The sequence below is a fragment of the Acinetobacter brisouii genome, assembly GCF_008993995.1.
Classification (GTDB): Bacteria; Pseudomonadota; Gammaproteobacteria; order Pseudomonadales; family Moraxellaceae; genus Acinetobacter; species Acinetobacter brisouii_A.
The window spans coordinates 1-768 of sequence record NZ_BKNN01000167.1; the positions used below are offsets into that span (position 1 = coordinate 1).

General features: G+C 46.1%; 1 protein-coding gene. It reads right to left on the minus strand.

Features of this window, described 5'->3' with window-relative positions; all coding sequences use genetic code 11:
- Positions 1 to 697 (minus strand): IS66 family transposase (locus GBN19_RS15475; RefSeq protein WP_151778708.1); only part of this gene is annotated, 697 nt, incomplete at its 3' end.
- Between the last annotated feature and the right edge of the window lie 71 nt (positions 698 to 768).

Sequence of the window (768 nt, forward strand, 5' to 3'; positions counted from 1 at the left end):
GATAGATCAGACGTTGACGGTACAGCGGCAAATGATCGGCATACTTCGATACCAGCACATGGCTGAGCAATTCAGGTGAAGCAATGCCTTTATCAATCACATAGGCGGGCATCGCTTGCTGAGTCAGAGTGTCACACTGATCACAGACCCATTTACCACGCACATGCTGTTCCTTATAGAACTGTGCCGGTCTGAAATGCAGTTTTTCACTGATATCTTCGCCGATACGACGCAATGTGCAGCCACAGCTGCATTGCGTTGAGGCAGGTTCGTGCTCAATACGGAGGGTTGGCAGGTGATCTGGCAGTGGTCGACGTTTAGGTTTGTTGACTGTGGCTTTCTGTGTCGCTGCATCGGTTTTATCTGCATTCAGCCGCTCCAGTTCCAGATCAACTGCTGCGATATCTTCTTCGACCGCTTCATCCCACAGATGGATTTGTTTTGCGGTTAGATGTTCGTTTTTACTGCCGAATTTGTGCTGTTTAAATAGTGCGAGTTCATGCTCGTATTTTTGATTGAGAATAGAAAGATGTTGAACTTTAGAATCTAATTGCTGATTGGTGACTTCAAGATGTTGAACTCTGGCATCTAATTGCTGGTTTGATTGTGCCAGAGACTGATGCTGCATCGCCAACTGTCTGGTAAATTCCAGCAGTTGTTCATGGGTCAGTTGGCTTAAATCAGGCAGTGTATTCATGACCGCAGTATGCCTGAGGTCATGAGAAGAATGAAATAGAACGTTTGGAGAATAGCAGAATGGACCAAGCT